We start from the raw sequence: 22657 nt of genomic DNA on the forward strand, positions 1-22657 counted from the left end.
TATATAAATAATGGAGCCACCCTTTGACAGGGTGGCTCTTGTATTTTAATTATTTAATTTAATTATTTTACGTTTTTAATAGCATTTTCAGCATAAGTTGTAGTTACTACTGAGTCATATGGTACTTTCTCGTTCAATTCTCCGCCTTCAATCATAACATCCATTAATCTATTTAAACTATCTTCTTTTAGAAGAGGATCTGATGACCACGCATCTATTTCTTTATACTTTTGTGCAACAATTTCCAAATCTTCTAAAGAAGTATCTTCAAAGAATGGTTGCATAGCCTTAGCTACTTCTTTGTCAGAAGCTTGTTGAACCCATTTTTGACCTTTATATAGGGCATTAGTAAATCTTTGTACTAAGTCTGAATTCTTATCCATATATGATTTAGTAGCACTGTAACAAGTAAAAGGTATTTCACCAGCATCTCTGCCAACAGATGATACAATATAACCTGCACCTTCTTTTACCAACTGAGTTGCTGTAGGTTCAAATGCAGTAGTATAATCAGCCTCACCAGCAGCAAATGCTCCAGCCATTACACCAAATTGCACATCTGTACGAACGTTCACTTGATTTTTTGATGTTTTTTCACCAATATTTAAACCTTGATTTTTTAGTAAGTATTCCAATGTCATTAGAGGAACTCCGCCAGCTCTTCCACCTAGAATTTCTTTTCCTTCTAAATCTTTATAAGTAAAATTATCATTTTTCTCTCTAGACACTATAAAACTTCCGTCTCTTTTTGTTAATTGTGCAAAGTTAATAGCATAATCATCGCTACCTTGTTTATAAACGTATATAGAAGCTTCAGGACCCATAAGACCTATATCAGCTTCACCAGAAATTAAAGCAGCCATAGTTTTATCTGCACCTTGTGCATCTATTAAATCTACTTTAATTCCTTCTTCTTCAAAAAAACCTTTTGTAATTGCTGCGTATTGAGGTGCATAGAAAACAGAGTGTGTTACTTCTGCTATAGTAACCTTATCTAACTCTTTATCCTTTGTAGACTGGTTATTTGAAGCACAGCCAGTAAGACAGCACGCCCCTAAAGAAAGAGCACTTGCAAGAGCAATAATCTTTTTATGCATATATATATCCCCCTATAAATTAACGATAATATATTATATTTGATAGGGTATATTTATGTTACAAAAAAAGAGAACATATATTATATATGTTCTCTAAAATATTTAATCATTTAGTTCTATTTTATTTGTTTCACTTAAATATTTATTGTTTTCCATTGGTATATCATCAAAAATAAATTGTTTTAAAACTACTACTGAATTTTTATCATATAGCCAAACCCAACCAGCATCTTTATATTTTCCGCCTTTAGAGTGTACTTCATCTATAATAGGGAATTGTCCCTGTTTTATTGTACCATCTTTAGATAAGATTTTATAAGCTGATGTTCCGAGATTTAATAATTCAATAGATCCCATATTAGTACTTACACATGGAAGTAAAGATTTTATTAATTTTGGATATTCAGATAAAGAAAGACCTTTTAATTTTGATGCTACTCCCATAATAACTTTTCTTTGCCTTCCATCTCTATAAATGGCGCTATCTATATCTCTAATTCTACAATAAGATATAGCTTGATAACCTGTTAATGTTTGTACACCAGAACTTGAAATTAACTTCATTTCACCTTTGTCAGGATTGTTATAAGATTCATATGTGGAAGGTATTAACTTATTTACAGCTTTCATTTCTTTTTTAGAAATATCTACTTCCACTCCTCCAAGTTTTGTGATTACATCCATTAATCCTTCAAAATCAATTTGAATAAATTTATCAATTTCTATTCCAAATTCACTTTTTATAGTTTTAAATAATAACTGCTCTTTACCCCAAAAGTAGGATGCATTAAGCTTACCCTTGCCTTCTCCTGGTATTTCAACATATGTATCACGGGCTAAAGAAGTTAATTTTACACTTTTGTGTGTATTATCAATAGTAAGGATCATCATGCAGTCAGATCTGTAGGCGCTTTCATTTTCTCTACCATCAGTTCCCAGTAATAATATGTTGGTAACTCCCTCGACTTGTTGGTCAGTATTTACATTATTTATTCTATAATAGAGAAAACCGAAAACAGCCATTGGTAATAATAAAAGTACTAAAACTAAAGCTATGACAATTTTTTTCCCACGAGACATATTTACACTCCTTTATATATTCAAAGTTTCAAAGAAATTTCAAATATAAATTTTTAATAATTTAAAGAGATATTACTATTGTTTTTTAAATATTCATTATTATTCATGTCTATGTTTTTGTATATAAAATCTCTTAATACACATGTGGAGTTAGTATCATATAGCCATACCCAACCTGAATTGCCATATATTCCACCTTTTGAATGTATTTCATCTGTAATAGGGAATTCACCTTCTTTTAAAGTTGTTTTAAGTGATTTTCCAGCTAAAATATTATGTCCTGTAAGTGCAAGACTAGTAATTTCATTAGATGTTAAATTTGTTTTAACATATGGAATTATAGCATCTATTAACTGTGGATATTTTGTAAAAGACACATCTTGGTATTTTTTCATTACAGCATTAATAACTTTTCTTTGTCTACCATCTCTAAGTATGGCACTATCCGCTTTTCTAATACGGCTATAAGATAAAGCTTGATAACCATTTAATGTTTGTTTACCTGGTGATTCTATTAATTTCATTTCTCCTTTGTTAGGATTTTTACAGAATTTATAGCATTCTGGAATAAATCTATTTACTTCATTTATTTCTGATTGTTTAACATCTATTTCTACACCGTCTAAAGCATAAATAATATCCATTAAAGAAGTAAAGTCAACAATAACATATTTATCTAGACCTATACCAAATTCATTCTCAATTGTTTCAAATAAAAGATTTTCCTTTCCCCAAAAATATGCAGTATTTAATTTCCCTTTGCCTTTTCCTGGTATATCTACATAAGTGTCTCTTGCTAAAGAAGTAAGTTTAATATTTTTATTATTATTATCAACAGTAAGAATAATCATAGAATCTGTTCTAAAGGCAGTTTCATCTTTTCTACCATCAGTTCCCAGTAATAAAATATTTGTTATACCATCAACTTCTTTAATTTTAGACTTGTAAGTTGATGATACTGTTACATCTTTCAGTTTGTATTGTAAATATCCATATACCGACACTGGTATTATGATAATAAGGGATATTATACAAATAATAATTTTTTTGTATTTTGACATTTTCCATCACCCAATCTGATTATATTTATTTATAGTAAAAATTATACCAACTCAAGTATGTTAGGGCAAGAAGTAATTGAATTTTTTTCCAATAAACTACATTTTTAGACGTTTTAAATTTTTATTATATTAAACAAAGTTATTTAACAAAATATAGGTAATCGCTTTCATATTGGTAAAAAATGGAATATAATTATATTGACTATAAGTCAAAAAAATAATAGGGGGAAAATAAGGAATGAAAAAGATCTTATCTATTTTACTATCCTGTGTCCTAGGACTTGGTTTAGTTGCGTGTAGTTCTTCGTCAAATGAAACTAGTAGTGAAGGTAAAGAAATTGCAATGATAACTGATATAGGAACAATTGATGACAAATCATTTAACCAAGGTACTTGGGAGGGAATAGAAGCTTACGCTAAAGAACACAATATCACTCATGAATATTACAAGCCAACAGAACAATCTACAGATGCATATTTAGCAGCTATAGAGTTAGCTGTTAAAGGTGGTGCAAAAGTAGTAGTTACTCCAGGATATTTATTTGAAGAGCCTATATACATAGCTCAAGACAAATACCCAGATGTACACTTCATATTAATAGATGGTAATCCACATGATAAAGATATGAAAGATTACAAAACAAATAAAAATACTGTTGGTATAGTATTTGCAGAAGAACAATCTGGTTACTTGGCAGGTTATGCAGCTGTTAAAGAAGGGTATACAAAACTTGGATTTATGGGTGGAATGGCGGTACCTGCTGTAACTCGTTTTGGATATGGTTTTGTACAAGGTGCTGACGCTGCAGCAAAAGAGTTAAAATTAGATAAAGTAGATATTAAATACCATTATACTGGTGGATTTGATGCTACACCAGAAGTACAAACATTAGCCTCATCTTGGTATACTGATGGAACTGAAGTAATATTTGCATGTGGTGGTGCTGTAGGAAACTCTGTAATGTCTGCTGCAGAATCAATAGAAGGTAAAAAAGTTATAGGTGTTGATGTTGACCAAAGTAGTGAGTCCGATACAGTAATAACTTCTGCAATGAAAGGTTTATCATCAGCAGTAAAACAAACTTTAGATGACTATTATAATGATAAGTTCCCAGGAGGACAATCTTTAGTTCTTGGTGCTGAAAAAGATGGTGTTATGCTTCCTATGGAAACATCTAAGTTTGAGAAATTCACAAAAGAAGATTACGATAAAGTTTACAAAGATTTAGCAGATGGAAAAATAAAACTTCAAAAAGACGATGTTAAAAAAGCAACAGATTTAAATGTTAGTGTTGTATCTGTAAAAGTAGTAAAATAAATATATTTTTTATAAATAAGTAAAAAGTCAGTTCTTACGTAACTGACTTTTTTATTTTGACAATTTCCAAAAATTGTAAAAAAACTTTTTTTCTTGTATAATTATAATAAACAAATAATTAGTAAGGAGATATCTATGGAACATATAATAGAAATGCTAAATATAACTAAAGAATTTCCTGGGATAATAGCTAATGACAATATTACTTTACAACTAAAAAAAGGAGAAATACATGCTTTATTGGGTGAGAATGGAGCAGGAAAATCCACACTAATGAGTGTGCTGTTCGGTTTGTACCAACCAGAAAAAGGTGTAATTAAAAAAAATGGAGAGGTTGTAAATATTAAAGATCCAAATGATGCAAATGAATTAGGCATTGGAATGGTTCACCAACACTTTAAGTTAGTTCATAATTTTACGGTACTACAAAATATAATTCTAGGCGTGGAAACTACAAGTCATGGATTGTTAAAAATGGAAGATGCTAGAAAAAGGGTTATTGATTTGTCTGAAAAATATGGACTAATGGTTGAACCAGATGCGATTATAGAAGATATAACAGTAGGAATGCAACAACGTGTAGAAATATTAAAAATGTTATATAGAGATAATGAAATTTTAATATTTGATGAACCAACAGCAGTACTCACTCCTCAAGAGATAGAAGAATTAATGAGAATAATGAAAAGTTTGGCGAAAGAAGGAAAATCCATTTTATTTATTACTCATAAATTAAATGAAATAAAAGCAGTAGCTGATAGATGTACAGTTCTTAGAAAAGGAAAATATATTTACACTGTCAAAGTTAACCAAGTTACAAAAGAAGAACTTTCCGAAATGATGGTAGGACGTAAAGTAAACTTAGAAATAGAAAAGAACATAACAAAAATTGGAGAAACTGTATTGGAAGTAAAAAACATATCAGTAAATTCCAAAGGTAATAATAAGAAGCTAATTGATAATGTGTCTTTTAATGTTAAAAAGGGAGAGATAGTTTGTATTGCAGGAATTGACGGAAATGGTCAATCAGAATTAGTATATGCTTTAACAGGACTTGGTCCTATAAGTAGTGGATGTGTTTATTTAAATGGAAGTGATATTACTAATGAAAGTGTTAGAAAAAGAAATATTAAAGGAATGGCACATATACCAGAAGATAGACATAAAGATGGATTAGTTTTAGAGTATTCTTTAGGTGAAAATCTTATGTTAAAAAGATATTTTGCGAAAGATTATCAAAATAAAGGATTTATAAATTTTCGCAGTGTGGATGAATATACAAATAAATTAATAAGTCAATATGATATTAGAAGTGGTAAAGGGAATAAAACTACTGCTAGGAGCATGTCGGGAGGCAATCAACAAAAGGCTATTATAGCTAGAGAAGTTGATTTAGACCCAGAAATATTAATAGCAGTACAGCCTACTAGAGGGCTAGATGTTGGAGCAATAGAGTATATACATAATCAGTTAATTGAAGAAAGAGATAGAGGCAAAGCTATCTTACTTGTATCACTTGAACTTGATGAAGTTATGAATTTAAGCGATAGAATATTAGTAATTTATGAAGGAAAAATAGTTGCAGACTTAAAACCAGAAGAAGTAACAGTTCAAGAATTAGGTTTATATATGGCTGGATCTAAAACACAAATTACAAGTGAGGTGAGCGCTCATGAATAAATTAAATAAATTAATACGAAGTGACGGATTTAATAGTGCAATGTCCTCTATATTTGCCATATTAATAGGACTTGCTTTTGGATTTATTGTTTTATTAATAAGTAATCCATCACAAGCAGTAAGGGGATTTGGAATAATTTTAGAAGGCGGATTTAGTACAGGAGCAAAAGGTATCGGTCAAGTTCTTTATTTTGCCACACCATTGATACTAACTGGTCTTTCGGTAGGATTTGCATTTAAAACAGGGTTGTTTAACATAGGTGCTCCAGGACAATTTATAATGGGCGCATTTGCAGCAGTATTTGTAGGGGTTAAGTGCACATTTTTACCAGCACCATTTCACTGGATAGTAGCACTGCTAGCTGCAGCAATTGTTGGAGGGCTTTGGGCATTGATTCCGGGCATATTAAAAGCTTATTATAATGTACATGAAGTTATTTCAACAATTATGATGAATTATATAGGTATGTATTTATGTAATATGTTAGTTAAATTATATATATATGATTCTAACAAATCTATGTCACAAAATTGTTTAGCAAGTGCAGATTTACCAAAGTGGGGATTAGATAAGGTTTTTGTCAATGTTACAGGTACCTACAAAGATATCTCTACAGTAAATGGAGGAATAATCATCGCTATTATTGTAGCTATATTAATTTATGTTATTTTAAATAAGACTATATTTGGATATGAGTTAAAGGCTTGTGGATTTAATTCAAGTGCAAGTAAATATGCAGGAATAAATGAAAAGAGAAATATTATTTTATCTATGGTAATAGCAGGTGCTTTATCAGGACTTGGTGGAGGATTACTTTACTTATCAGGAGCAAATGGTAGACATATTAAAGTTGTAGACGTCTTAGCAGTAGAAGGTTTTAATGGGATACCAGTTGCACTTCTTGCACTTTCAAATCCTATAGGAATAATATTTTCTGCAATATTTATTTCTTACTTAACTTTAGGTGGAAACTACTTGCAAACTCTTAATTTTATGCCGGAAGTAATTGATATAATTATAGCTTGTATTATTTACTTTAGCGCTTTTGCATTATTCTTTAGATCCATATTACCTAAAATACTAAAAAAGAAAGATTCTAAAAAAGAAATAATAGAAGCTACTGAAGGGAGTGAAGAGTAATGGAAATACTATTTTTAATAGTACAACAAACAATGTTCTTTTCCATACCTTTGTTAATAGTTGCACTTGGAGGAGTATTTACCGAGCGAGGTGGAGTTACAAATATAGCCTTAGACGGAATAATGATTATGGGTGCTTTTACAAGCATTTTGTTTATAAATAAAATGCAAGATAAAATGAGTGGCCAATTACTATTAATAATGGCAATACTTATTGCAGTAATAACAGGTATGATATTTTCACTTTTACTTGCATACTCAGCAATAAATATGAAAGCAGACCAAATTATAGGTGGAACGGCTTTAAATATGTTTGCACCAGCTTTTGCTATTTATGCAGCTAGAATGATTCAAACAAATGGAGTTCAACAAATTACATTTGACAATTCTTTTAGAATTCCTTCAGTTCCTATATTGGGAGATATACCTATAATAGGAGATTTGTTCTTTAAGAATTGCTATATAACTACATATATAGGTTTAGCTATTTTAGTAATAGCTATTATAGTATTATATAAAACGAAATTTGGACTTAGACTTAGAGCTTGTGGTGAACATCCCCAAGCAGCTGATTCAGTAGGAATTAGTGTTTATAAAATGCGTTATTCAGGGGTATTGATCTCTGGTGCCCTTGCAGGACTTGGAGGGTTAGTATTTGTAATACCAACTTCTACTAATTTTAATGCTACAGTTTCTGGGTATGGTTTCTTAGCCCTTGCTGTTATGATTTTTGGTCAGTGGAAACCCTTAAGAGTATTATTCGCAGCATTTTTCTTTGGTTTAATGAAAACTGTTGCATCTGCATACTCAGTTATACCTTTGCTTTCAGGTTTAAATATACCTAGTGATGTATATAAAATGATACCTTTTATTGCAACGCTTATAGTTCTAGCATTTACATCAAAATCATCACAAGCTCCAAGAGCTGTTGGAGAGCCTTACGACAAAGGGAGTAGATAGATAAAGAAAAAGTATTGCAAAAAGCAATACTTTTTTCTATCCTTTAATTTTTCGTTGTCTATAATAATAAAATTTTTCTATTAGATTAACAATTTCATACATAGCCCAAGCACAAACTGCAAGTACAAATACACCCATCATTACTACGTCTAGTTTAAATACTTGGCTTCCATAGACAATTAAATAACCTATACCATATCTTGAAACTAAAAATTCACCAACTATGACGCCTACCCAAGCCATACCAATATTAATTTTAGTTAGATTTATTAAATTTCCTATATTACCAGGTAAAATAAGCTTAAATAGAATTTGACTCTTTGTAGCCCCGAAACTTTTTAACATTTTAATTTTTTCTTCGTCCATATTTTTAAAATAATTATATGCAGATAATATAGTAATAACAATAGAAATAGCAACTGCTGTAACTACGATACCTTCAATACCTGCGCCTACCCATACGATTATAATAGGAGCAAGTGCTGTTTTAGGTAGTGCATTAAGAACTACTAAAAATGGGTCTAAAATTTTAGCTAATGTATCTGACCACCATAGCATAATGGCTATAATTATACCTAAGGTACTACCAATAACTAAACCTAGTACTGTTTCATAAACTGATATACCTATATGCTTAATTAATACTCCGCTGGAAACATAAGATATAAATAGATTATAAATATCAGAAGGTTTACTAAATAAAAAAGTACTAATAATATTATTGTTAGCTAATGCTTCCCAAACAATAAAGAAACCTATTAATAAAACAATTTGTATTACAAATATCTTAATTTTTCTCATTTTAACATCTTTTAAATATTTTTCGTATTCAATAGATTTATCATTGAATCTCATTATTATCTAGCTCCTTCCATAATAAGTCAAAATAAGTTTGAAATTTAGGAACTTTACGACACTCAAATGGTGTTCTAGATTCTCCAAGCCCTAAATCTATATCACATTCACTTTTAATACTAGAAGGTCGCTTTGATAGTACTGCTACCTTATCTCCCATAGCTATAGCTTCACTTATATCATGAGTTACTAAAATAGCAGATTTGTTTTCATTTTTTATTATTCTATAAACGTCATCGCTTACAAGTAATCTTGTTTGATAATCTAGTGCAGAAAATGGTTCATCAAGTAAAAGAACATCAGGGTCTACTGATAAAGTACGAATAAGTGCAACCCTTTGTCTCATACCTCCTGATAATTCTTTAGGATACATATTTCTAAAATCCCATAAATCATAAGTTTTTAATAATTTTTCAACTCTGTTGATGGCTTCAGGGTCTTTGTTTTTTTGTATTTCAAGACCGATAGTAATGTTGTCCATAATACTTCGCCATTCTAAGAGATGATCTCTTTGGAACATATAACCAATGGTCCCGTTAATAACAACATTACCACTAGTTGGTTTTAATAGTTTTGTAAGTATATTTAATATTGTTGATTTTCCAGAACCTGACGGTCCTAATAGTGATAAAATCTCTCCTTGTTGAAGAGAGAAGTCAATATTTTGAAGAACTTGAAGTTCTCCTTCTTTTGAATAAAAATTTTTGCAGAGGTCAGTAACTTTGATAATCTCCTCCATTTAAGTCACCCCCATGAAGTTTAAAGACTATATACTATAGTATTAATTGGGGCTAGTATTTGTACCAAAATTTAGAGAATAAATAATCATTTAACTATACACAAACTGAATATGTAATGTTAGGAGTTGATATGCATACATGTATGTTCAAATTGTATTAAATCAAATGGTAAGAACATTTATAGATTTGTATATCATTGCCATTTTGTTACATGATTAAAAGATCATGATTACAAACTTATGCTTATAATATCTATACAAACGTAGTCAAGTAGTGCATAATATTGTTAGTAAAGCTTTAACATGTGAAAATATAATTAGAATATATAGAGAATAATTGGTAGAATTAATCAAAGTTATGCCTAGTATTACAATAGAAGATATACATATCCCAATTTTATATATAATCATAAAAATCTATAATTGAATTTACATATTAATAACAAAAGAGAAGATTAAAAGGAGTTTTAGAAATGTATACAGCAGATTATTTTATTGAAAAACTAAATATGAATTCTCACCCAGAAGGTGGATTTTACAAAGAGACATTTGTTTCCGAACAAACTATTACAGATAATGAATTAGATGTGAGCTTTAAAGGTGTTAGAAAATTATGGTCGAGTATTTACTTTTTATTAAGAAATGGAGAAGTTTCAAATTTTCATAGACTTAAATCTGATGAAATGTGGTATTACCAAGCAGGTTCTCCATTAACAATATATATGATTTCTCCTGAAGGTGAACTTACAGAAGAAAAGCTTGGATTAGATATTGAAAATGGAGAAAAGCCTCAAGTTTTAGTTCGTAAAAACTATATATTTGGCTCTGCCATGAATAATCCAGGATATGCTCTTGTTGGATGTATGGTTTCCCCTGAATTTCAATTTGAAGACTTTGAGTTATTTGAAAGAGAATATCTTTTGAATAAATACCCTCAACATAAAGATGCTATTATTAAATTAACAAGACAGTAACATATAGTATAAAAGTTGGAGACAATATAAAAAATAGTATTATATGTATTTAGGACTATGACAATAGAAGATAATTCTTCAAGCAGTTTTAAAAGAGTCAAGAGAATAAAGTAATGTAAAATACCCTAGGTCTGAAAAACAGACCTAGGGTATTTTTTTAATGAAGAACTTGAAGTTCTCATTCTTTTGAAATGTTACGAAAGATGATGAACCGTAATAAAAAACATAAAATAATTATGGCGAAATGGTATGAAAAGTAATATGATTACATTGAAGAGGAAAAATTTGAAATTTTATGATAAATGATTTAATAGATTTAAGAAAGTAAACATATCTAGGAGGTGATAAAAAAGATATACTATGATGAAAATAGTGAGGAGAAAAGGGGATAAAATAAGTGGATAAAAGTACTAAACATAATAAAATAATTATATTTTCTTTAATAATGATTTTGATTATTTCAATACTAATATCTTTTGCCATTGGAAAATATCCTATTGAGCCTAACCAAGTATGTGGAATATTATTATCAAAAATTAGGAATATAGATAAGTTCTGGACTGATAGCATGGAAACCATATTTTTTAATGTTAGATTACCACGAATAATATTAGCATGTTTGGTAGGAGGGTGTTTAGCCGCGGCAGGTGCATCATATCAATGTATTTTCTTAAATCCTATGGCAGCACCAGATATATTAGGTGCATCTTCAGGGGCTGCATTTGGAGCAGCTTTAGCAATATATCTTTATAAAAGTGGAAGTCAAGTTACGATTAGCGCATTTATTTTCAGTTTAATTACAGTATTTCTAGTATATATGATAAGTCAAAGAACAAAAGGTAATAAGGTATTAGGATTAATTTTATCAGGTATTATGATAAGTTCACTGTTTTCTTCTGCAACATCATTTATTAAACTTGTAGCAGATCCTAATGATCAATTACCAGCCATAACCTATTGGCTAATGGGAAGTTTGTCTGGAACTAAAACTGCAGATGTAAAATTTGCAATTATACCAATGGTAATAGGGATAATACCCTTACTTTGTATTAGCTGGCAAGTAAATATATTAACAGTTGGGGAAGATGAAGCTAGAACAATGGGTATAAACACCAAGCTCATACGATTTATAACAATAATATGTGCAACACTTTTAACTTCTGCTAGTGTAGCAGTAAGTGGCATGATAGGTTGGATTGGTCTTGTGATACCACATTTATCTAGAAAATTAGTTGGAAATAATTTTGTTTATTTATTACCTACATCAATTATCTTTGGAGCGTCATTTTTATTGTTAGTAGATAATGTGTCTAGAAATTTATGGACCAGCGAAATACCTATAGGGATATTAACTTCATTTATTGGCGTGCCATTTTTTATATATTTAATCACAAGAAGGGAGGGTTAATATGCTATTAGAAGTTAAGGATCTTACTTATTCTTACAGAAATATTAAAGTACTGGATAAAGTATCTTTTGCTGTAGAGGATAGTGAATTACTGTGTATTTTGGGACCTAATGGAGCAGGAAAAAGTACAATGTTTAAGTGTATACTTCAATTATTAAAAGATTATAAGGGAGAAATACTATTAGATAATAAAAAGTTAAAGGAGTACAAAATACGAGAATTAGCAAGAAAAGTAGCTTACATACCACAATCTCATAACCCTGTTTTTAGTTACTCTGTTACAGAAATGGTACTTATGGGTACTACATCACAAAACTCACCTCTGTCTAAACCAAGTAAATCACAAATTAATATAGTTGAAGAATCTTTAGAAAAAATAGGGATTTCATATTTAAAAGATAGAAGCTTTGTAAATTTAAGTGGAGGAGAAAGGCAATTAGTATTAATCGCAAGGGCTTTGGCACAAAATGCAAAAATACTTATAATGGACGAGCCAACTTCAGACTTAGATTATGGCAATCAAATTAGAGTGTTAAACATAGTAAAGGAATTAACAAGAGAAGGATATACAATTATACAATCAACACACAATCCAGACCAAGCCTTTTTATATGCAGATAAGGTTTTAGCTTTATATAACCATAAAGTATTATCATTTGGAACACCTAAGTACATAATTAATTCAGGGCTTATTAAAAAACTATACAATGTCGATGTGGAATTAAACAGTTTATACGATGATAAAATCAGAATCTGTATACCAAAAAGTGCAATAATATAATTTTTTAAGGGGGATAAAAATGAAAAGGAAATTATTATCACTATTGTTGGTACTAGCTTTATGTATAACATCTTTAGTTGGATGTTCCTCATCTAATAATGAGAAAGAGAAAGATAGTGCAAAAACAATAAAATTTACTGACTCAGTGGGAAGAGAAGTTGAAATTCCCAAAAATATTACAAAAATAGCTCCATCAGGAAACTTAGCACAAATTGTATTATTTTCAGTAGCACCAGATAAATTGGTTGGATTATCAGGAGAATGGTCAAAAGATTCAAAGGACTATATAAATGAAAAATATACTAAGCTTCCTATATTTGGACAATTTTATGGAAAAGGTGATTTAAATATAGAGGCTCTTGCAGCTGCTAACCCACAATTAATTATCGATATAGGTGAGAAAAAAGATGGTATGGAAGAAGATTTAAATTCTATACAAAAACAAACAGGAATACCTACTATTTTTATAGAGGCTACAACTTCTAATATGTCAGACTGCTATACTACGTTGGGCAAAATATTAAATGTTGAAAATGAAGCTAAAGTATTATCTGATTATTGTAAGACTACTTATAATACAACTGTAGAAACAATGAAAAAAATAGGCGATAAAAATAAAGTAAGCCTTGCTTATTGTTTAGGAGATACAGGAACTAATGTAATAGCAAAAGGTTCTTTTCATGCAGAAATAATAAATCTACTAGCTAATAATGTGGCAGATTTAAAGGAACCATCAAGCAAAGGTAACGGAAATGAAGTTTCATTAGAACAATTATATATTTGGAATCCAGATGTAATAGTATTTGCACCACAAAGTGTATATAGTGATGTAAAAAATGAAAATGAATGGAAAAAATTAAAAGCTATATCCAATGACAAATATTATGAAGTACCAAGTACACCATATAACTGGATGGGATTTCCTCCTTCTGTAAATAGATATATGGGAATGATTTGGCTTTCTGAAACTCTTTATCCTGAAGAATTTAATTATGATTTAAAAGAAAAAACAAAAGAATTTTATAAATTATTCTATCATGCTGATTTAAGCGATGAGCAATATAAAGAATTAAATAAAAATGCTATTAAATAATTTTTTAGGAGAATTAATATATGAGAATGAACTGGAATGATATTACAATAAAGTCCTTTGTGGATGCAAGTGAATATACGGGCTTTCATAAAGAATTAGCTCAGTATATAATGCCTTATATAAAAAGTAGTGGAAGCTTTTGTGATATAGGTTGTGGTCTTGGACTTATTGATATATATCTAAGTAAAGATTTAGAAGATATAACTTGTGTTGATATAAATAAAAATGCAATTAGTTATTTAGAAAAGTCCATATATGATAATAATATAGAAAATATAAAATGTATGGTTAAAGACTATAAAGAAATTGATACAAAATTTCATACTATTTTAATTTCATTTTTTTCTTATGAAGACTTAGAGTACTTTTCTAAAAGATGTGATAGATTAATTGCAATTGTCAACGATAGGTCAACATCTCATATTCCTATATCTATAAAAGTAATGAAAGAAATAAATCAGCATAGCTCAAAAAAATTGAAAAATCTATTAGATGAAAATAAAATAAACTATAAATATATGCCATTAAGTATGGAATTTGGTCAAACATTTATTAATGAGGAAGAAATGGTCAAATATGCAAAGTCCTATGATAATGGGCAAGAGTATGATGCAATTTACAATCATATAGTAAAGAATGTGGTAAAGGGTGATAATGTATCTTATTATCTTCCTTATAAAAAAAATATTTCTATTTTCGTAATAGATTTTAATAAATAATTAGTAGAACTTTAAAACATCAGATAGTTAAATATTCTATCTGATGTTTTTTTAGTAAAAAAATTATTAATATGTAAGTATTAAGTTTATCTTATATATTAATAAGAAATGAAAGTATCACAATTTGTATTGTTATAGTTAATCTGCACACTAGAAGCTGTACAAGTTTCCATACTGTTATATTTACACTTTTTAGCTTTACATTTTATATCTGTAGATGTTGTAAGTGAATTACTTGTGCAGTTCATAAGGTCACTTTTATTTGGGTTGAAAGTTCCACACTTAGTTCCTGTTGAAGTAGCTGCTCCAGAACCTAAAATGTCAATATTTCCAGCATAGCATATTCCTGAATTATTATAAATACAATTGTCAGCATAGCAATTTAATGTCATTGTATTTTCCCTCCATTTATCTTTTTATTATTATTCACAAATATTTGATTTTCATTCTATATATGTAAAATATTAGATATTTTGTATATTTAACTCTGGAAACTATAGCACATTTTATTACTTTTTAGAATAATTTATACAAATGATATATTTTAACTTGTTGGAATATGTCTAGGTACAAGTAAGGAGGGGATATAATGGACTTAAGTTTTTTGGCAAGTTTTGAAGTTCCTGTTATTATTGGAATTTGTCTTTGTGTAGGATATGTAATAAAATCTAGCTTAGATTTTATACCAAACAAATATATACCATTGATAATGGCTGTATTAGGTCTTGTAGTCAATGTATTGATGAATAAGGGTATAGATGCTAATATTGCACTAGCAGGTATGGTTAGTGGATTATCTAGTACAGGATTACATCAAGCCTTTAAAAATCTAATACAAGCAAATCATAGCGCTGAAGAAAATACTACTGAAGAAGAGAATAGGGATAAATAGAGTAGGTAAAATAACAAATTAGCTGATATAAACGAATGTGATATTAATTTGCATTCGTTTATATTCTAATATTAATATGATATAATGCTAATATATTATTTTGACTGTAGATAAAGAAGAGAAAGGAATTTGTATATAGTTATGTTTATATTAGTTTTATTAATAATTGTGCTAGTAATATTAATTTGTATTGCTTATAAATTATATAATTATGCCTTAAATCCAAATAGTTCAAAAAAAGGCATATTTAATAGTAATAATAAAAATGAACTTAGAAAAGAAGATCTTTGGATTAATGATTTTAATGATAAAAAAAGTGTTTACATAAATTCATTTGATAGCTTAAGACTTCACGCATATGAAATAAAAGAAAACAAAAGTAATAAATGGGCTATTACAGTTCATGGTTATACTACAAATGCAGAGTATATGAGCAGCATAGCTTATAAGTATTACACTTTAGGATATAATGTGATAATGCCAGATTTAAGAGGCCATGGAAAGAGTGAGGGTCATTATATAGGTATGGGTTGGCATGACAGGTTAGATATTATAAAATGGATAGAATATATTTTAAATGAAGATGAAAACGCTCAAATTTTATTACATGGAATTTCTATGGGTGCAGCAACAGTTATGATGGTTAGTGGGGAAGAGTTGCCTAAAAACGTAAAGGTTATTATTGAAGACTGTGGTTATACAGGTGCTAAAGAACAGCTTGCATATAAGTTAAAAAACATGTTTAAATTGCCATCATTCCCTTTACTAAATATTTGTAATATAATAACAAAAATAAAAGCAAAATATTTTATAAGTGAAGCTTCAGCTATTGATCAAATAAAAAAATCAAAAACACCAATACTTTTTATACATGGAGACAAAGATAAGTTTGTTCCATTTTATATGTTAGATGAATTATACGATGGTTGTAATGCTTATAAAGATAAGTTAATAATAAATAATGCAGGTCATGCAAAATGTGAAAAAGTCGATAGTGACATGTATTGGGAAAAGGTAATTGCTTTTATATCTAAATTTATTAAATAAAAAACTTGCTAATTCATAAGAAAGCACAGGATAGAGATCTATTCTGTGCTTTTTTGTTTGTTGTTTAATTTGAAGACTGTAACACTTCTAAATTCATTATTTGCTCAGTTGAGTAGTTATAACTTGATGAATTAGCACAAGAAATAAAATTATAAAATGAAGCAAAATTTTCGAAAGTTATTTTTAAACTTTTATATTCGCTAATTAAAAATATATTAATGAAAAACATTACAAAGAATACTTTTATAGATAATAAAGCAAATGAAAATTTAAACTTATCATATATATTTTTTTCTTTTAAAAATAATCTTATAAAGCCATACGCTTTAACGTAATCATTTTGTGTGCTAATAGAATAGTTTCTTACAATACTCGTTTTTCTGATTCTATAGTAGTATAGAGTATCAGAAATTATAGATACTTTTTTTGCCTTATAAAATAAATCACACATTATTGAAATATCTTCATATTTTATGCTTGGAAAGTTTATATTTTCAAATAGCTCTTTTTTCCATAGTTTATTCCATAAATATGAATGTATAAGGTTATCTGGTATTAAAGATTTCAAAATATTATAGCTAGAGTATACTCCAGAGCTTTTTTTACAGACTACTGGCAATTTTAATTTTGAATTATCATAATATCTATAGAAATTGCAAATTACTACATCTGCATTTGTATTACAACTCTCATTATAAAGCCTTTCTAAGTAATTGTATTCAATAAAGTCATCACTATCAATAAATACTATGTAGTCACCACTTACATTTCTTAATCCTTCATTACGAGCACTGGCAACACCTTGATTACTTTGGCGAATTACCTTGCAGTTTGTGATTATCTTTTCGTATTTTTTTAATATTTCGTAAGAATTATCCAAAGAACCATCATCAACACAAATAAGCTCATAGTTTTTAAAACTTTGATTATGTATAGAATTTAAACATTCTTCAAGATAAGAACTTGTATTATGCACAGGTAGTATAATACTGATAGTTGGTTTAGCTTGCTTGAACATAATTAAATCCACCTTTCGCAAGAATCACTAATTAGAAGTATATCATATAATTAATAAGAATAATTAGTTAAAATGTATAAAAAAACATATATTTTCATAATAATTATAATAGTTTAAATTTATTATTTTTATACATGAGGAGGTTTTTTAATGTCTAAAGAAGAAAGTAGAACTTGCAAGAATGTTCAAGAATGGGAGGAGAAGATTATAAAGATTTTCCCAACGGCTATTCCAAACGAGTGTACATGGTTCGATGAGATAGATATTTTGAATGTATTGTTTACGTTATGTAGTAACAAGGTGGCGAATATTTTTTACCCAGAAGGCAAGAAATTAGGTATATATGGAGTTGATTTTTCTACTGAAGACAAATGCATAGAGTTGATTACTGAAAATACTATTGATATAGTAAGCCCCTTAAAGCTTTCTTTTCACTATTATGATGATGCTTTAGAGTGGAGCTATTTTAGATTAGAAACAGATGACTTAAAACAAATAAGTAAAACTAAAAATGAATTACATAAAGAAGCACTAATATCTTTTGATGATGGAAATTACTTGGATGTAATGTCAGGAGTAGAAAAGTATGGAGATAAAGATAAGTTAGAGAGCTTATTAATTGAAGATGCAAAATTAGTTAATAGATATATAAAAAAATCATCTTTTTTAATATTTGCTAGAAGCTCATACTTTAAAGAATTTTATGATAAATCCTTTAATTCATTTTCTGATGAAGAATTATCAGATATGATTGAATGCTTAATCTTAAATGGTAATGTTTAAATAAACTTATGTTTGTTTATATTAAAAGAGCAGAGTGTTTGTACGATTGTTAAAATTAATTATATGTTTACTTTAAATTGTGTGTATAATATAATAAAGAAGAATATTATATACTTATGAAAAGTATGTAACATAATAGGAGGAAACACTATGAGTAAATCACCAGTTCCAACACCTCATATAGGGGCACAAGTTGGAGATATAGCTGAAACAGTATTATTACCAGGAGATCCACTAAGAGCTAAATTTATAGCTGAAAACTTCTTAGAAGATGTAACAGAGTACAATACTGTAAGAGGAATGTATGGCTATACAGGATACTATAAAGGAAAAAGAATATCAGTTCAGGGGTCAGGAATGGGAATACCATCAATAGGTATATATTCATTCGAATTAATCCATTTTTATGGAGTGAAAAATTTAATAAGAATAGGTTCAGCAGGAGCTATAAGCGATAAGCTAGACCTTTATGACATAGTTATAGGAATGGGAGCTTGTACAGACTCAAACTTTGCCTCACAATATAACTTACCAGGTACATATGCACCTACAGCTAGCTATGAATTACTTTCTAAAGCTGTAGAGGTTGCAAAAGAACAAGGTAAAGAAGTGCACGTAGGGAACATTTTATCTAGTGATGTATTTTACGGAGATGAAGGTTTAGAAGGATTAAGAAAATGGGCTAAAATGGGAGTTATGTGTGTTGAAATGGAAGCTGCAGGACTTTATATGAATGCTGCTAGAGCAGGAGTTAATGCACTTGCTATACTTACTATTTCAGACTGTCCACTTGAAGGTAAGGCTACTACTTCTCATGAAAGACAAGTAGCATTTACTAAAATGATGGAAATAGCATTAAGCTTAGCATAAATAGTATATTATAAAAGAAAAAGTCTTCTACTTTAGTAGAAGACTTTTATAATGTCCTGAATACACCTCTTACGATACCTACAATTTCTATGTTTCTTTCATCTAAAATAATTGAATCCATAAATTCATTCTCTGGTTGTAACCTAACTAATCTATCTTCTTTAAAAAACCTCTTTACAGTAGCATATTCTCCATTTATTAAAGCAACTACTATTTGTGAGTTAGAAGCATGATTGTTTCTATCAACTATTACATAGTCTTTGTCTAATATACCTGCGCCTATCATACTTTCACCTTTGACTTTTAATATAAAGTTATCTTTCCCTTGTATTAAATTTGAAGGTAGGGGAATGTATTCTTCTATGTTTTGTTCAGCTAATATAGGTTCTCCAGCTGTGATTTGACCAACAACGGGAATAGGAATGATTTCTTGATTCATACCTGTAACATCGCCTAAAGAATTACCGCTTAGTATTTCAATTGCTCTTGGTTTTGTAGGGTCTCGTCTTATATAACCTAATTTTTCTAATTTATTAAGGTGTGAATGAACAGTTGATGTAGATTTTAAGCCAACTGCAGAACAAATTTCTCTTACTGAAGGTGGATAACCTTTAGATAATTGTTGATCTTTTATAAATTCAAAGATCATTGCCTGTTTGTTTGTTAAATCCATATACATAAAATCACTCATTTCTTATTAAGATGTTAATAATTATGTTAAATAACTATATATTTATATTGTATCATATAGAAGCTTATGACACAAACGTTTGTTCTTGAATTTATTTTTTTATAAATTATCACTATTTTCATCAATTTCTTCTAATTCATCGTTATCTTCATCTATCCATTCAAAATTATTGACAATATCTCGTTTTATATTCTTTTTATGTGCAGCATATAGTTGTGTAGTAGTTACGTTATCGTGATCTAACAATGTTTTTACATCATAAATTGAAAATCCAGACTGAATAAGAGAAGTAGCAGCAGTTGCTCTTAGCTTATGAGGACTATAACCGTTTTCTCTACTAGTATTCATGCATATGGATGTATATTTCTTTACCAATTGTCTAATTGATTTTGGAGTAAGACGTTTTTTCTGTAAAGATAAAAATAGAGCATCCTTAACTTCTTCGTTTAGTAACTCACTGTTAGGTCTTTCGTTATAGATATAGTCTTTTACCACATATTCACAAGTTTTGTTTATTGGCATTAGAACTTCTTTTCCTCTTTTTCTATAAATCTTAAACTCACCTCTAGAAAAATTAAATGAAGATATATTTAATTCTCGAAGCTCATTTAATCTTAAACCATATGTAACAAATAAAGCTAATATAGCCTTATCTCTTAGTTTTGTTTTCTCCCAATAAATTAATTCCTTATCTGTTAATCCTTGACCGCTTTCTACGGCGTCTAACATTTTAGCCACCTCATCTATATCAAGTCTTTTTATAGCGTCAGGTTGAGGCTTAGGAAGCTTTATAGGGTTAAATCCATCTGTAATATTGTTATCTAACTGTTCATTTCTATATAGAAACTTAAATAGAGTAGAGATAGATGATTTTTTTCTAGCCAAAGCACGATTATTGTTCTCATATATTAATGTAGTATTATTTCTATCTCTATAATATCTAGGACAATAATCTCCTAAAAATAAGTTAACATCTCTAGCTTTAATGTTATTAAATTCTTCAAGTTTAATTTCTTCTGATGATTGGGCAATTGATATGTCAGTTTCATTTATTATGTAGTCACAGAAAAAGCATATATCTTCTAAGTAAGCAGATCTTGTTGAAACAGCTACAGAACCTTTTAAGTATATAAAATAGTCCTTCATAAAAGGTGGGAGCTTATTTTCGAAAGAGATGCTTTTTTCTATAAGTTCGTGTTCCTTTAAAACGATGTTATTTGGTTTATCTGATTTATTATTAATTTTTAATGTTTTTTTACTCATATAAAATACCACCTTAAAATAATTTTCATTAATGAAAATACCATAAATACAGTGCAGTTACAATAAAAAGTAATGAAATAGTAATAAAAAATAAAGATATATGAATTATAAGAAATTTATCAAAAAGAGTACCTTTTAGGCTATATTATATCCTACTATTCCCTAAATATACATTTAGAAACTAGTTATGCATATCACTCTTTTTACTTTAATAATGATAATCCTAAATAATACATAATAAAATAATTGCTAATTTGGTCCCTTTAATAAATATGTAAAAAAATAATCATGCAGCTATTCTACATGATTATTTTTAATAATAATTCTATACTATCTAGGCTCTATAATTAACTTTATAGCAGTTTTTTGTTCGCCATCAATCTCTATATCAGTAAATGCAGGCACACAGACTAAATCTAGCCCACTTGGTGCAACAAAACCTCTTGCAATAGCAATTGATTTTACTGCTTGATTTAGCGCACCTGCACCAATTGCTTGTATTTCTGCACTTCCCTTTTCCCTTAGTACTCCTGCTAGAGCTCCAGCTACAGAATTAGGATTAGACTTTGATGAAACTTTTAATACTTCCATTTCAATATCCTCCTTGATTTGTTTTAAAACAATTTTTAATTTCAATTTTACATAAGTATAGTGATTTAAGTAATAATTTAAAGTACTAAATAATCTAACTTAATATTTATTTCTATACTCATAATAAAAATACCTTTTTTTATAATAAAATAGTTTTTATTAATTATGTAGTTAATTATTGATGCAAGATATAAATATCAAATATAATATATTATAAAGGGGTTATAAAAATATATTTAATATTTGAGGAGGAACTAAATGAAGCTTTGTCGTTTTAATTATTTTCTAACAGAAAATGAGAAATTAACTTTTTTTACTGAATGTAAATTAAAAAGTATTACTGCTTTTGACATACTTGATACAGAGGGCTTATTGTTAGCTTCTGATAGAAGATTAATATTTTGTAAATTGATAGGAGATCATCCTCACTTACTACAATCATATGAGTATAAGTATATAACATCTTGTAATATTAAAGAAAATGAAGATAATAAATACTTATACATGAAATATAATGGAGATCCTGTAAAAATAATGGGATTAGATAAACCTGTATATGAGGATATCCTGAATTATATTTCTCAATAGATTATGTAA

Annotated in this window: 24 protein-coding genes; 14 read left to right on the forward strand and 10 right to left on the reverse strand. The window is 28.8% G+C overall.

Annotated elements, in window-relative coordinates; genetic code table 11:
- Window positions 1-62: 62 nt before the first annotated feature.
- From TEGL_RS09770 to TEGL_RS09780, 3 genes are all read right to left on the reverse strand, one after another.
- On the reverse strand, window positions 63-1097 hold the full coding sequence (locus TEGL_RS09770) for an ABC transporter substrate-binding protein (protein WP_018590987.1): 1035 nt from the start codon (window positions 1095-1097) through the stop codon (window positions 63-65).
- 102 nt (window positions 1098-1199) lie between these two features.
- Window positions 1200-2177, reverse strand: a complete 978-nt coding sequence (locus TEGL_RS09775; RefSeq protein WP_018590986.1) for an LCP family protein — start codon at window positions 2175-2177, stop codon at window positions 1200-1202.
- Window positions 2178-2230: 53 nt separating this feature from the next.
- Complete coding sequence (locus TEGL_RS09780; protein ID WP_018590985.1) at window positions 2231-3238, reverse strand: LCP family protein; 1008 nt, start codon at window positions 3236-3238, stop codon at window positions 2231-2233.
- Between the two features lie 238 nt (window positions 3239-3476).
- On the opposite strand from TEGL_RS09780, the gene TEGL_RS09785 reads away from it, so the two are divergent.
- From TEGL_RS09785 to TEGL_RS09800, 4 genes are all read left to right on the forward strand, one after another.
- On the forward strand, window positions 3477-4556 hold the full coding sequence (locus TEGL_RS09785) for a BMP family lipoprotein (RefSeq protein WP_018590984.1): 1080 nt from the start codon (window positions 3477-3479) through the stop codon (window positions 4554-4556).
- Between the two features lie 135 nt (window positions 4557-4691).
- Window positions 4692-6236, forward strand: a complete 1545-nt coding sequence (locus TEGL_RS09790; protein WP_018590983.1) for an ABC transporter ATP-binding protein — start codon at window positions 4692-4694, stop codon at window positions 6234-6236.
- A complete protein-coding gene (locus TEGL_RS09795) occupies window positions 6229-7377 on the forward strand; it encodes an ABC transporter permease (RefSeq protein WP_018590982.1) in 1149 nt (382 codons plus the stop codon). The genes TEGL_RS09790 and TEGL_RS09795 overlap by 8 nt, the downstream gene beginning before the upstream one ends.
- Complete coding sequence (locus TEGL_RS09800) at window positions 7377-8336, forward strand: ABC transporter permease (RefSeq protein ID WP_018590981.1); 960 nt, start codon at window positions 7377-7379, stop codon at window positions 8334-8336. Before TEGL_RS09795 ends, TEGL_RS09800 begins: the two co-directional genes overlap by 1 nt.
- 36 nt (window positions 8337-8372) lie before the next feature.
- On the opposite strand, the gene TEGL_RS09805 is transcribed toward TEGL_RS09800, so the two are convergent.
- Both TEGL_RS09805 and TEGL_RS09810 read right to left on the reverse strand, forming a co-directional pair.
- Entirely contained in the window at window positions 8373-9191 is an 819-nt protein-coding gene (locus TEGL_RS09805; protein ID WP_018590980.1) for an ABC transporter permease, read from the reverse strand.
- Complete coding sequence (locus tag TEGL_RS09810) at window positions 9178-9930, reverse strand: ABC transporter ATP-binding protein (RefSeq protein ID WP_018590979.1); 753 nt, start codon at window positions 9928-9930, stop codon at window positions 9178-9180. Before TEGL_RS09810 ends, TEGL_RS09805 begins: the two co-directional genes overlap by 14 nt.
- Before the next feature lie 473 nt (window positions 9931-10403).
- On the opposite strand from TEGL_RS09810, the gene TEGL_RS09815 reads away from it, so the two are divergent.
- From TEGL_RS09815 to TEGL_RS09835, 5 genes are all read left to right on the forward strand, one after another.
- Window positions 10404-10904 carry a cupin domain-containing protein gene (locus TEGL_RS09815; RefSeq protein WP_018590978.1) on the forward strand — a complete coding sequence of 167 codons (501 nt, stop codon included), beginning with the start codon at window positions 10404-10406 and terminating at the stop codon, window positions 10902-10904.
- 397 nt (window positions 10905-11301) lie between these two features.
- Window positions 11302-12312, forward strand: a complete 1011-nt coding sequence (locus tag TEGL_RS09820) for a FecCD family ABC transporter permease (protein WP_018590977.1) — start codon at window positions 11302-11304, stop codon at window positions 12310-12312.
- A gap of 1 nt (window position 12313) precedes the next feature.
- Entirely contained in the window at window positions 12314-13093 is a 780-nt protein-coding gene (locus tag TEGL_RS09825) for an ABC transporter ATP-binding protein (protein ID WP_018590976.1), read from the forward strand.
- Window positions 13094-13112: 19 nt separating this feature from the next.
- The gene (locus tag TEGL_RS09830; protein ID WP_018590975.1) at window positions 13113-14186 is read left to right on the forward strand and encodes an ABC transporter substrate-binding protein; all 1074 of its coding nucleotides are present in this window, start codon (window positions 13113-13115) and stop codon (window positions 14184-14186) included.
- 20 nt (window positions 14187-14206) lie between these two features.
- A complete protein-coding gene (locus tag TEGL_RS09835; RefSeq protein ID WP_018590974.1) occupies window positions 14207-14905 on the forward strand; it encodes a class I SAM-dependent methyltransferase in 699 nt (232 codons plus the stop codon).
- 98 nt (window positions 14906-15003) lie between these two features.
- On the opposite strand, the gene TEGL_RS09840 is transcribed toward TEGL_RS09835, so the two are convergent.
- Window positions 15004-15297 (reverse strand): DUF1540 domain-containing protein, encoded by a 294-nt coding sequence (locus TEGL_RS09840; RefSeq protein WP_018590973.1) that lies wholly within the window; start codon window positions 15295-15297, stop codon window positions 15004-15006.
- Between the two features lie 197 nt (window positions 15298-15494).
- On the opposite strand from TEGL_RS09840, the gene TEGL_RS09845 reads away from it, so the two are divergent.
- A complete protein-coding gene (locus TEGL_RS09845) occupies window positions 15495-15797 on the forward strand; it encodes a phage holin family protein (RefSeq protein ID WP_018590972.1) in 303 nt (100 codons plus the stop codon).
- A 141-nt stretch (window positions 15798-15938) separates the two neighbouring features.
- Window positions 15939-16844 (forward strand): alpha/beta hydrolase, encoded by a 906-nt coding sequence (locus tag TEGL_RS09850; protein WP_033316489.1) that lies wholly within the window; start codon window positions 15939-15941, stop codon window positions 16842-16844.
- 64 nt (window positions 16845-16908) lie between these two features.
- On the opposite strand, the gene TEGL_RS09855 is transcribed toward TEGL_RS09850, so the two are convergent.
- Window positions 16909-17862, reverse strand: a complete 954-nt coding sequence (locus TEGL_RS09855; RefSeq protein ID WP_018590970.1) for a glycosyltransferase family 2 protein — start codon at window positions 17860-17862, stop codon at window positions 16909-16911.
- A 150-nt stretch (window positions 17863-18012) separates the two neighbouring features.
- On the opposite strand from TEGL_RS09855, the gene TEGL_RS09860 reads away from it, so the two are divergent.
- Both TEGL_RS09860 and deoD read left to right on the forward strand, forming a co-directional pair.
- Entirely contained in the window at window positions 18013-18645 is a 633-nt protein-coding gene (locus tag TEGL_RS09860; protein WP_018590969.1) for a hypothetical protein, read from the forward strand.
- Window positions 18646-18795: 150 nt separating this feature from the next.
- Window positions 18796-19515, forward strand: coding sequence for a purine-nucleoside phosphorylase (deoD, locus tag TEGL_RS09865; protein WP_018590968.1), 720 nt, complete (start codon window positions 18796-18798; stop codon window positions 19513-19515).
- Window positions 19516-19561: 46 nt separating this feature from the next.
- On the opposite strand, the gene lexA is transcribed toward deoD, so the two are convergent.
- The 3 genes from lexA to TEGL_RS09880 form a co-directional block, all read right to left on the reverse strand.
- The gene (gene lexA / locus TEGL_RS09870) at window positions 19562-20194 is read right to left on the reverse strand and encodes a transcriptional repressor LexA (protein ID WP_018590967.1); all 633 of its coding nucleotides are present in this window, start codon (window positions 20192-20194) and stop codon (window positions 19562-19564) included.
- 111 nt (window positions 20195-20305) lie between these two features.
- Window positions 20306-21469, reverse strand: a complete 1164-nt coding sequence (locus tag TEGL_RS09875) for a tyrosine-type recombinase/integrase (protein WP_018590966.1) — start codon at window positions 21467-21469, stop codon at window positions 20306-20308.
- 330 nt (window positions 21470-21799) lie between these two features.
- Window positions 21800-22060 carry a stage V sporulation protein S gene (locus TEGL_RS09880; RefSeq protein WP_018590965.1) on the reverse strand — a complete coding sequence of 87 codons (261 nt, stop codon included), beginning with the start codon at window positions 22058-22060 and terminating at the stop codon, window positions 21800-21802.
- Between the two features lie 258 nt (window positions 22061-22318).
- Between TEGL_RS09880 and TEGL_RS09885 the strand changes: the two genes are divergently transcribed.
- Window positions 22319-22648: a PH domain-containing protein gene (locus TEGL_RS09885; RefSeq protein WP_018590964.1), complete on the forward strand. Its 330-nt coding sequence runs from the start codon at window positions 22319-22321 to the stop codon at window positions 22646-22648.
- The last annotated feature ends 9 nt before the right edge of the window (window positions 22649-22657 follow it).

Origin of the sequence: Terrisporobacter glycolicus ATCC 14880 = DSM 1288 (assembly GCF_036812735.1) — a bacterium.
Lineage (GTDB): Bacteria > Bacillota > Clostridia > Peptostreptococcales > Peptostreptococcaceae > Terrisporobacter > Terrisporobacter glycolicus.

What these genes read in the sequence shown, in the direction of transcription:
- TEGL_RS09770 (WP_018590987.1), bottom strand. Translation starts at nt 1,097, where the DNA reads ATGCATAAAAAGATTATTGCTCTTGCAAGTGCTCTTTCTTTAGGGGCG.
- TEGL_RS09775 (WP_018590986.1), bottom strand. Translation starts at nt 2,177, where the DNA reads ATGTCTCGTGGGAAAAAAATTGTCATAGCTTTAGTTTTAGTACTTTTA.
- TEGL_RS09780 (WP_018590985.1), bottom strand. Translation starts at nt 3,238, where the DNA reads ATGTCAAAATACAAAAAAATTATTATTTGTATAATATCCCTTATTATC.
- TEGL_RS09785 (WP_018590984.1), top strand. Translation starts at nt 3,477, where the DNA reads ATGAAAAAGATCTTATCTATTTTACTATCCTGTGTCCTAGGACTTGGT.
- TEGL_RS09790 (WP_018590983.1), top strand. Translation starts at nt 4,692, where the DNA reads ATGGAACATATAATAGAAATGCTAAATATAACTAAAGAATTTCCTGGG.
- TEGL_RS09795 (WP_018590982.1), top strand. Translation starts at nt 6,229, where the DNA reads ATGAATAAATTAAATAAATTAATACGAAGTGACGGATTTAATAGTGCA.
- TEGL_RS09800 (WP_018590981.1), top strand. Translation starts at nt 7,377, where the DNA reads ATGGAAATACTATTTTTAATAGTACAACAAACAATGTTCTTTTCCATA.
- TEGL_RS09805 (WP_018590980.1), bottom strand. Translation starts at nt 9,191, where the DNA reads ATGAGATTCAATGATAAATCTATTGAATACGAAAAATATTTAAAAGAT.
- TEGL_RS09810 (WP_018590979.1), bottom strand. Translation starts at nt 9,930, where the DNA reads ATGGAGGAGATTATCAAAGTTACTGACCTCTGCAAAAATTTTTATTCA.
- TEGL_RS09815 (WP_018590978.1), top strand. Translation starts at nt 10,404, where the DNA reads ATGTATACAGCAGATTATTTTATTGAAAAACTAAATATGAATTCTCAC.
- TEGL_RS09825 (WP_018590976.1), top strand. Translation starts at nt 12,314, where the DNA reads ATGCTATTAGAAGTTAAGGATCTTACTTATTCTTACAGAAATATTAAA.
- TEGL_RS09830 (WP_018590975.1), top strand. Translation starts at nt 13,113, where the DNA reads ATGAAAAGGAAATTATTATCACTATTGTTGGTACTAGCTTTATGTATA.
- TEGL_RS09835 (WP_018590974.1), top strand. Translation starts at nt 14,207, where the DNA reads ATGAGAATGAACTGGAATGATATTACAATAAAGTCCTTTGTGGATGCA.
- TEGL_RS09840 (WP_018590973.1), bottom strand. Translation starts at nt 15,297, where the DNA reads ATGACATTAAATTGCTATGCTGACAATTGTATTTATAATAATTCAGGA.
- TEGL_RS09845 (WP_018590972.1), top strand. Translation starts at nt 15,495, where the DNA reads ATGGACTTAAGTTTTTTGGCAAGTTTTGAAGTTCCTGTTATTATTGGA.
- TEGL_RS09850 (WP_033316489.1), top strand. Translation starts at nt 15,939, where the DNA reads ATGTTTATATTAGTTTTATTAATAATTGTGCTAGTAATATTAATTTGT.
- TEGL_RS09855 (WP_018590970.1), bottom strand. Translation starts at nt 17,862, where the DNA reads ATGTTCAAGCAAGCTAAACCAACTATCAGTATTATACTACCTGTGCAT.
- TEGL_RS09860 (WP_018590969.1), top strand. Translation starts at nt 18,013, where the DNA reads ATGTCTAAAGAAGAAAGTAGAACTTGCAAGAATGTTCAAGAATGGGAG.
- deoD (WP_018590968.1), top strand. Translation starts at nt 18,796, where the DNA reads ATGAGTAAATCACCAGTTCCAACACCTCATATAGGGGCACAAGTTGGA.
- lexA (WP_018590967.1), bottom strand. Translation starts at nt 20,194, where the DNA reads ATGTATATGGATTTAACAAACAAACAGGCAATGATCTTTGAATTTATA.
- TEGL_RS09875 (WP_018590966.1), bottom strand. Translation starts at nt 21,469, where the DNA reads ATGAGTAAAAAAACATTAAAAATTAATAATAAATCAGATAAACCAAAT.
- TEGL_RS09880 (WP_018590965.1), bottom strand. Translation starts at nt 22,060, where the DNA reads ATGGAAGTATTAAAAGTTTCATCAAAGTCTAATCCTAATTCTGTAGCT.
- TEGL_RS09885 (WP_018590964.1), top strand. Translation starts at nt 22,319, where the DNA reads ATGAAGCTTTGTCGTTTTAATTATTTTCTAACAGAAAATGAGAAATTA.